Origin of the sequence: Weissella sagaensis (assembly GCF_010306265.1) — a bacterium.
In the GTDB taxonomy this organism is placed as follows: domain Bacteria; phylum Bacillota; class Bacilli; order Lactobacillales; family Lactobacillaceae; genus Weissella; species Weissella sagaensis.
In genome coordinates, this window is sequence record NZ_BLKA01000002.1 from 309,080 (window position 1) to 317,434 (window position 8,355).

Annotated in this window: 11 protein-coding genes and 2 pseudogenes; 4 read left to right on the top strand and 9 right to left on the bottom strand. The window is 33.7% G+C overall.

The window, feature by feature from the left end:
- Positions 1-104: 104 nt before the first annotated feature.
- From G7Y65_RS04040 to G7Y65_RS09310, 4 genes and pseudogenes are all read right to left on the bottom strand, one after another.
- Complete coding sequence (locus G7Y65_RS04040; RefSeq protein WP_141926791.1) at positions 105-308, bottom strand: hypothetical protein; 204 nt, start codon at positions 306-308, stop codon at positions 105-107.
- Positions 256-1,110: a hypothetical protein gene (locus tag G7Y65_RS04045; protein WP_165314654.1), complete on the bottom strand. Its 855-nt coding sequence runs from the start codon at positions 1,108-1,110 to the stop codon at positions 256-258. The genes G7Y65_RS04040 and G7Y65_RS04045 overlap by 53 nt, the downstream gene beginning before the upstream one ends.
- Positions 1,111-1,269: 159 nt before the next feature.
- Positions 1,270-1,626, bottom strand: a complete 357-nt coding sequence (locus tag G7Y65_RS09430; RefSeq protein ID WP_137600518.1) for a phage portal protein — start codon at positions 1,624-1,626, stop codon at positions 1,270-1,272.
- A gap of 177 nt (positions 1,627-1,803) precedes the next feature.
- A pseudogene (locus G7Y65_RS09310) lies at positions 1,804-1,899 on the bottom strand (phage repressor protein/antirepressor Ant); the annotation flags it as partial.
- A 322-nt stretch (positions 1,900-2,221) separates the two neighbouring features.
- On the opposite strand from G7Y65_RS09310, the gene G7Y65_RS04055 reads away from it, so the two are divergent.
- From G7Y65_RS04055 to G7Y65_RS04070, 4 genes are all read left to right on the top strand, one after another.
- Positions 2,222-2,611: a helix-turn-helix domain-containing protein gene (locus G7Y65_RS04055; RefSeq protein WP_052348450.1), complete on the top strand. Its 390-nt coding sequence runs from the start codon at positions 2,222-2,224 to the stop codon at positions 2,609-2,611.
- Positions 2,612-3,227: 616 nt separating this feature from the next.
- Positions 3,228-3,848 carry a hypothetical protein gene (locus G7Y65_RS04060; protein ID WP_042494127.1) on the top strand — a complete coding sequence of 207 codons (621 nt, stop codon included), beginning with the start codon at positions 3,228-3,230 and terminating at the stop codon, positions 3,846-3,848.
- A 512-nt stretch (positions 3,849-4,360) separates the two neighbouring features.
- Positions 4,361-4,687, top strand: coding sequence for a DUF898 family protein (locus G7Y65_RS04065; RefSeq protein WP_042494135.1), 327 nt, complete (start codon positions 4,361-4,363; stop codon positions 4,685-4,687).
- Positions 4,688-4,773: 86 nt separating this feature from the next.
- Positions 4,774-5,265: a hypothetical protein gene (locus G7Y65_RS04070; protein ID WP_042494140.1), complete on the top strand. Its 492-nt coding sequence runs from the start codon at positions 4,774-4,776 to the stop codon at positions 5,263-5,265.
- A 332-nt stretch (positions 5,266-5,597) separates the two neighbouring features.
- Here the strand turns inward: G7Y65_RS04070 and G7Y65_RS04075 are convergent, their stop codons facing one another.
- From G7Y65_RS04075 to G7Y65_RS04095, 5 genes and pseudogenes are all read right to left on the bottom strand, one after another.
- Positions 5,598-5,954, bottom strand: coding sequence for a DUF1304 domain-containing protein (locus tag G7Y65_RS04075; RefSeq protein ID WP_042494143.1), 357 nt, complete (start codon positions 5,952-5,954; stop codon positions 5,598-5,600).
- A gap of 32 nt (positions 5,955-5,986) precedes the next feature.
- The gene (locus G7Y65_RS04080) at positions 5,987-6,922 is read right to left on the bottom strand and encodes an NADP-dependent oxidoreductase (RefSeq protein ID WP_042494146.1); all 936 of its coding nucleotides are present in this window, start codon (positions 6,920-6,922) and stop codon (positions 5,987-5,989) included.
- 105 nt (positions 6,923-7,027) lie between these two features.
- A pseudogene (locus G7Y65_RS04085) lies at positions 7,028-7,872 on the bottom strand (PhzF family phenazine biosynthesis protein).
- Between the two features lie 112 nt (positions 7,873-7,984).
- A complete protein-coding gene (locus G7Y65_RS04090) occupies positions 7,985-8,233 on the bottom strand; it encodes a DMT family transporter (RefSeq protein ID WP_240006072.1) in 249 nt (82 codons plus the stop codon).
- An 8-nt stretch (positions 8,234-8,241) separates the two neighbouring features.
- The coding region (locus G7Y65_RS04095) for an IS3 family transposase (protein ID WP_153109727.1) at positions 8,242-8,355 on the bottom strand (114 nt) is incomplete at its 5' end.

Here is an 8,355-nt window from a genome sequence, read left to right on the forward strand (position 1 = left end):
TTTTAAGGCCGTCGCCTATATTTCCTTGCACAGTTTTAAGCCATAAGCACGTTTTGGGCATAATAAAAACGCCTAGTTGCAATAACTAAGCGTTTTAGTAATTTTTATAAGTATAATTTTTGTCCGATATTAATTGGTTTATCAACCTCAATTGCATATTTTCCAGATGGCAACATCGGTATGCCAACAACTTTAGCGTTTATGTCATCAATAGTAACAAATTGCCCCAACGAAATAGTTGGCATATCGTTAAGCTCAATTATCGTATTCCCAGCGATTGGAAATACCGTTTTTATTGTAAAACTCATTTAAATCTGCCTCCCAATCCTTAAGTGCCTTTTCTGTCGACATTATTTCATAGTCGGAAAGTTTCAATTTTTTTGCATTATCTAACAAATAATGTTGAGTCATTATTTCAGCTTTTAATCTAGACTCTCCTGTATCCACAATTATACCATCTCGATATTGCTTTGCGTGATAAAGCTCCTCATAAACTGCTGCTCTATTAGTATTTGGACGAAGTGAAATAGTGTACCCATCATGAGCAGATGCCTCAATACCAAAATAATCCAACATTCTGACAGATTCATCATCAGTTATAATAAGTCCGCCTGTTGATGTAAACCATTCTGATACATCTTGTAATTCTGCATCTGTGATTGGATTATTCTCTGGCTTATCAATACCCAAATCATCTGATTGGCGTTGATACTCGTCGCGAAACTCATTTAACAATGTCTTTTCCATGAGTTGAAAAGCATTATTAGCCATTGGTAACATCATTAACCCCATTAATGCTTGCATGTACAATTCCATATCAGTTGTACCCATACTCAAATACATCATTTTTCGCTTTTTAACGTTGATTTCATTAATCTTGGATAATTCCTTAGCTAACTTTCTTAACTGCGTTAAATCATGAATTGTGGGCAATTTACGTAAGATTGATGTGTCGATATGATCATCTTTTTGATGGGCAACAAAAAAAGCGCTTAATTCAGCGCTAATTCGTTTAATATGCTTATCTGCTGCCCGTTCAAGGCCGACATTAATATCATAATCTTGTTTCAAGGTTTCTAACATGTGGCGCTTTTCGTCAACAGCTTTCACTACTTATCACCACCTTTAAAATCATTCTCACTAACATCCCCTAGAGTCTTATAGACGTTGTTCGCATTGTTGCGTTGCTCCTCATCTCGTGCCTTATAACGGCATCAGGGTCATCAACTGTTGAAATCGCAGAAATAGCGGTCTTATTATCAACAACATCTAACATTGTCTTTGCAGTAGCAGCTTCATCTTAAACGTTACTTTAAAATTCTTAGCAAGCTCACCAGTCATATCAAGTGGCAATGTTGCACCAATCGCAAAGGCTAACTTAAACTTACGTTCTTTCATGTTAGCTGTATTGCTCATTGATTGTAATTTAAACTCTAATGTTGTACCTGATGCATTACCAAATACATCATCATTAAAATTCGCAACATTTGACTTAGTATAAATCGCATCAATTGCTCGGTCTAAGAAATGTTCTTGAATTAAATCAGCATCGGACTTGTTTATAAAATCAATATCAACGGGTCTATCAGAATCGACAGATGAGACATTACTGCGAAAAATGGTAATAAGAAAGTCTCAAAAGCGACACAAAAAAATTGAAACATCAATCTTACGTTTTCTCAATACATATTTCATTCTTCCTAAATCACTCTACCTGTGACTTTCCAGCCCCCAATTAACTTATCTAACTCTTTCGGGTCAAATTTAGGTCGACCGCTAATAAGTATTTTATTAATTAATCCTTTGTGAAATTAACTTGGCTAAGTCACCAACTAAAATTGATTGCTTTCCAGTGTTTACTGCATCAGCAAACAGTACTTTAGACTTCATCTCCTCAATAATCTAGTCCTTGTGATCCAAAATCATTTGAGCTGGTTTCAAACCACTTGGGTAGAAATTAACTCCCAATTTCCCCACTTATGACAGGAATCAGTACTGATATTTAGTGCTATGGTCGTTTCCTTTTGCGACAACTGCATTCCTGCTCTAAGTTAAGCCAATGTATCTTTTCCACGCTATATATACAGTGCAGTACGATTAAAGCGTATAATTAACATTTTTGTACGTTTATGTTGTAGTTTTTATCATTAAACGGTAACATTATTGTATAAAATAAGTGAAAAGTAAACGTTTATATCACTTTTAAAAAGAGGTATTAGGGATGAGTGAAATAAATGTTTCTAAAAATTTAAAAGAATTGCGTAAAAAACAAGGGTATACACAACAAGAGCTAGCAAACCTTTTAAAGGTAGCTAAAACAACAGTTTCTACATGGGAACGTGGTGCTGCTAAACCACGAATGGATGTTGCTCGTCAATTAGCAAATATATACGGGGTTACTTTAAGCCAGTTAGTTGGTGAGGATAGTGTAACTAAAAATGAAGAGGAATCAAGTAACACATCCGCCAAAAAATCAATCGACTTACAACAATACGCTGTTGATGACAGTAAACGTGACGAAGCAATCAATGCTGGTGGTGTCCCTATAAGTGATGAAGACTGGGCCATTATTAAGGCAGTCCTTTCTAAGTACCCACGAAAGGATCAATAATGGATGTTTGATAGTCAATTTAGTATTGAAGAAATCCAAGGCAACTTAATTAGAAAAAAATTTAGGATATGACTGCGTTAAAGTATCAGGCCTGTTCCCTTATTACATGCGAGCTTATATTTAAACTGAAATGTTTTGATTATCAACCAAGATACAATCACTGTATTAGACTTAACACATGAAATTAATCATAATAGAAAAACATTATATTGGTCGCATATCATGGTACCAGTATGATGAAAGAAATTTTAATAAAGAGCTGAAGCAAATAAAAAAGTTATCAGTCGCACTCTGAACGCTCATTGTTTTAATGGTTGGTCACCAAATCACTATGACATCATGTTTTGTACACTATCCCCTACTTTTTAGAAAATAAAAGAACAGTTGAAAGACATTTATGGTGAGATATTTCAGAGATTACATCTGAAATTAATAAAAATTAGACACTAATACCTTCTATTTACGTGCAAACCTGAACCATGTTAAATGTTGTAGGAGTTTTAGGAATAATAATCAAAATGGGTGTAATTTCTTTAGTTACTGTCAGTTTAGCTGGTGGCATCATACATATACGTGCAGAAAGGATTCACGTTAAAAGCTAAGGAGTATGGGCAAAATGAAGCGTGGGAAGTATTATGTAATTGGTTTAGCAGTATTATTGCTAATTGGTGGGGGCACGGGCATTGCTATTAATCATAATAATAACGAAAAAGTTACTGAAACTCATAAAAATGTCAAATCATCTAGTTCCAGATCAAATAAAACTAAAAAACATAATATGAAGAAAAATTCTAGTTCAAAATCATCAAGCCAAAATACTGATTCAAGTTCTATCAATTCTAATTCTTCTCAACCACAAGCAAGCTCATCAGTGATAACTGATGACACAACTGATTCTGGTTTCGCTGAAGGTCAGCCTACTTCAAACACAGCATTAACTGCATTTTTAAATAAATATGGTGTGAGCCCTGCTCAATGGTTAGTTCAAAACAAAGGTATGTCAATTGAAGATGCTTTATATGCAACGCCTGATGAACAAGAAACATCTGGTGAGCTACAAACTGAATGGGCTTATAAGCAAGGTACTCACGATTCCATGGTATCAGATAATGATATAGACCAGTCATCCCCTTCAGAAGAAGATGATGATTATTATTACTCTGACGATGATCAATATGACGATTCTGGTAATGCTATTAATAAAAGTAGCCTGGATGACGAACCAGCTGAAGATTAGTAAGTAAAAATCCACCCGTTAAAGTGGCATGAAGAAGAAATAAAAATGAAAAATCCAGAACAAAATCTAAGAGTAGAAAAACAGAATATATAAATACATCAACTCATGGTCCATGCAGAAATGATTCGTCAAATATACAGTGTTTGACGACCTGTTTCACTAAAAGCCAATACTAAATAAGTATTTGTAACATCTTCCCAAAATAAATCCCAAACGTTCTGGTCAGAAGCAGAATACTTATCAATCCATTTGCGAATCTTATTTTCTAATTTATAGTTATTTACAGAGGCAACAAAAAATGTTGCTATGACTAAAATTGCTAAAGTAATAAAAATATTATTAAAATCTACAGATATCAAATAATTTATTGATAAAAATTACTAACCATAAAAACCGGTCATTGTTAATTCTGTTATCAAAGAACATTATACCTATAATATATAGCATCTATTATTGATGATTATATAACGTGCAATAGTGATCCACGTAAAAAGCTAGTCAGGAGAATCAATATGGGACCAGAAAGAAAATTTGGTAGAGCATCATTTTTTGATGGCGGTCTACTAGCTTTAATTGGATGGACAATTTTAGGTTTCTTAGTAACTACACTATCCATTGGAATTTTGTATCCTTGGTCGTTAGTCATGGTCTATGGCTGGAAAATTAATCATACTGTTATTGATGGACACCGTATGCAATTCAGTGGATCAGCTGTCGCTTTATTTGGAAATTGGATTAAGTGGCTATTCTTAATCATCATAACACTTGGAATTTACAGTTTCTGGGTTGGCATAAAACTTGAAGATTGGAAGGCTAAAAATACTAGCTTTGTAAACTGATGGTTATCAATCAAAATAAAAGCCACCATACTGGTGGCATACATATACGTGCAGAAGAACCACGTTAAAAGCTATAGGAGCAATAAATGGAATCTATCAAATTTTTATTAAAAAGAATGTTACATCACCCCAATACTATGTCTTGGGCTTTTATCAGTATTATGGTTGCAATAATGGCTAGTTATAACACCATCATTCGTTATGGCTTTTCGGAACAAATGCTTGAAAAAGTTTTCATTATATATCCTTTAATCGTTATATTTATATATGCCTTACGTACATACGTTACTTTACCACTTGTTTTGAAGGTACATAACTATTTTCCAACTATTATAACCAATAGTATTCCAAGACATATTAGCGTGCCTACGCTTGTCATTACATTCAATGTTTCAATTATGATGGTTTGGTTTACAGAAATACATCGTCAACTATACCCACAATTTTTACCTGGCTATTTAGGCAATTGGATGAAAACCTTTTTTGTTGCCATTCCTGTATTTTTCTTTGTCGTTCGCCCTACTCTAATTACCATATTCAAAAGATTAAGACAATCGCATCCTCTGTCATTAAAATAAAAGACCCCTGCATACACATACATGTAATAATGATCCTCGTTGAAAGTTTTTAATGTCATTCAACACTGAGTATTTTAGACATTGTATTTAGCTAATTTTATCAAACACATAAAAGCAAGAAAATCGTTGATATAGCGATGTTTTCTTGCTTTTTATTTATTATCTTATTGAAACATGAAAACAAGCCCACCAAATTATGCAATTAAACATAACCTAGCGGGCTTAATTTTAGTTAGTAACCATTATATTTTCTCAAACGTTTCTATAACAAATGCAGACATACTACTAATTTGAGGCATTATCTACAGACTCGATTCTAATCTGAACGCAGCCTACAAAATCAAAAAAATAAGAGCTAAAAAAGCAGGTAATCCTTGTATAAAAATTATTTTTTTAGCAGCGGTTAAACTACCATAAATTGCTACTAAAACCACAAACAACATTTCTAATTCCAACATTAGTGTTAGCTGTGGGCCATTTAAAAGTACTCGTGTTCCAATAATCAATGCACCAAAAAGGCCATTATATATTCCTTGATTGGCTAATAATGTTTTGACTTCAGGCTTTTTTACAAAAGATTCATCTAATTCAAACGCATTAGCCTGTTGTTTAGGTGACCCAAAAATCTCTAAAAACATAATACCTATTGCCTCAATGCCAACAATAGTCACCAAAATAGTTTCAATCATCAATTTTTCTCCTACACCACGACCTAGGTGCATTATTTTATCTTAACAATAACTTTTCCGCGAGCATGATGTGTTTCACTACGCTTTTGTGCAGATTGTATTCCCTGAGTTGTAAGAGGATATATGCTATCAATTACAACCTTTAAATTATTATTTTTGATTTGTGTGCCCAAAAAATTTAAGTCTTCGCCATTTGGCTGTAACCAGCCGGTCATTATATGCTTATCTGACCTTTCTTTTTGATCTTCAGTCAACGTACCAGAAATTGTTACGAAACTACCGCCAGTTTTAAGAATACTAATACCATTCGCTATGTCATTAACTGTGTCTAAAACAGCATCATAATCAGATAGTACCTCAGTGATTGAATTTTTATGATAATCTATCACTAAATCTGCTCCTAATGACTTCACAAATTCAGTATTGTTTTCACTAGCAGTAGTAGCAACAAAAGCACCAAAAATTTTTGCTAGTTGTATTGCAAAAATGCCTACGCCACCTGCACCACCTTGGATAAGTATTTTTTGGCCAGCTTCTAAATTAAGTTGTCTTAACATTTGTAAAGCTGTTAAACCTGCTAGTGGAACTGCAGCAGCTTCTTCAAAACTAATATTTTCAGGCTTTAGCGCTAATTTATCATCTTTTACAGCAGTATATTCTGCATATGAGCCATTCCGCCCAATAGGATCAATATCTGGCCGGGCAAATACTTTATCTCCAATTTTAAACTCCGTGACTTTGTCACCTACCGCAACAATTTCCCCTGCAACGTCCCATCCTAAGACTACAGGAAACTGCCAATGAAACATTGATTGAAGTAAACCCTGACGAGCTTTGTAATCAATTGGATTTATACTACTTGCAACATTTTTAACTAATACCTCATCCTTTTTTAGGACAGGTTTATCTATTTCAGTAACTTCAAATTGAGTTGCATCACCATATTCTTTTATAATAGCAGCTTTCATTAATTTTCTCCTAACCTCAAAATCCTTGGTAACCATGAAAAACAAGGCATAACGCCACTTCTTATTTTGGCTAGTGTTAAAGATTAACGTTCAAGTTCACCAATCCTAAACAAGTAACTGTTTTGTTTCGCAATAATAACCTCTACCACCAGCAAAGATACCTGTAATATTACTTTCTTGGTCATGGTGTAATTGTACGAATATTTCTGAAGGTGAATGCAAAGAATACCCTTGATTAAACACGTACATATCTTGTTGTAAATAATTATGCGTATATAAGTAACCAGCTACAGCACAACTTGATGTTCCTGTCGCTGACTCTTCATCAATATCATATAATGGTGCATAATTTCGGCATACAATACGATCCTCTTGTACTGTATACAAATGCATACCAATGACATCATATTTCTCACTAATATCTTTAATTTTATCGAAGTTTGGTTGTAATTTATGCAATGTTTGTTCTGATTTTATAGGTACTAAGATATCTTTCAATCCTGTTGAAACAATTTGAATCGGGTATTTTCTATCAATAGAATCAACGTTAAAACATTCGGCTAATTCTTCTGGCAACAATTCTTCATAAAAGGCAGGTTTATTCTGTTGCATAAAAATCACTGAATCTTTAACATTAATCACTAAAATACCACTATTAGTTTCAATATGATATTGCTCTTTAGTTAACTTATTTAGGTGCATTAATATAACAAAAGTTGCAATAGTTGCATGCCCACACAAGTCTACCTCTTCTTTAGGGGTAAAATATTCTAATTTAAAATCAGCTATTCTAGATTCAGAAACAAAGGCAGTTTCTGCATACCCTAGTTTCCTAGCAACTTATTTTTTTGAGAAGACATCATCGGTTGATTCATAAAAACAACCCCTGCTTTATTACCACCCGCACCATCTTTACTGAAAGCACTGGCTACATAAACATTGATATTCATTGCACAATCTCCCATTTTTTTACTTAAGGATATCCAAAAACTCTACTAGCAATATAACACTATTATAAATTCTTAAAAAATATTATTTCTAAATCAAAAGCAACCTTACTTTTTAATGCGACTTGCCGAATAAGTTAACAACAACGACACCAGCAACAATTAAGAAAATGCCAATTAATGTGGGGATGTCAACACTTTGTTTAAAAAATACGACACTAACTACGGTCACCAAAATAATGCCTAAGCCGCTCCAAATGGCGTAAGCAATGTAAAGTGGAATATAATGAACGGTAAGTGACAACATATAAATGGCGATGCCAAAACATAGAATACAGATTGCTCCTATGTCAATAAATGGCACATCTTTTTCTAAACACTCGTTCTAATTCTGTCGGAATTAAACCAACTGATGTAATTTGAGGTTCGGATTACCAAGTCCTCAAAATTGGAAAAAGTTGTTTGAAAGGCAAACTCTCTCTTCAA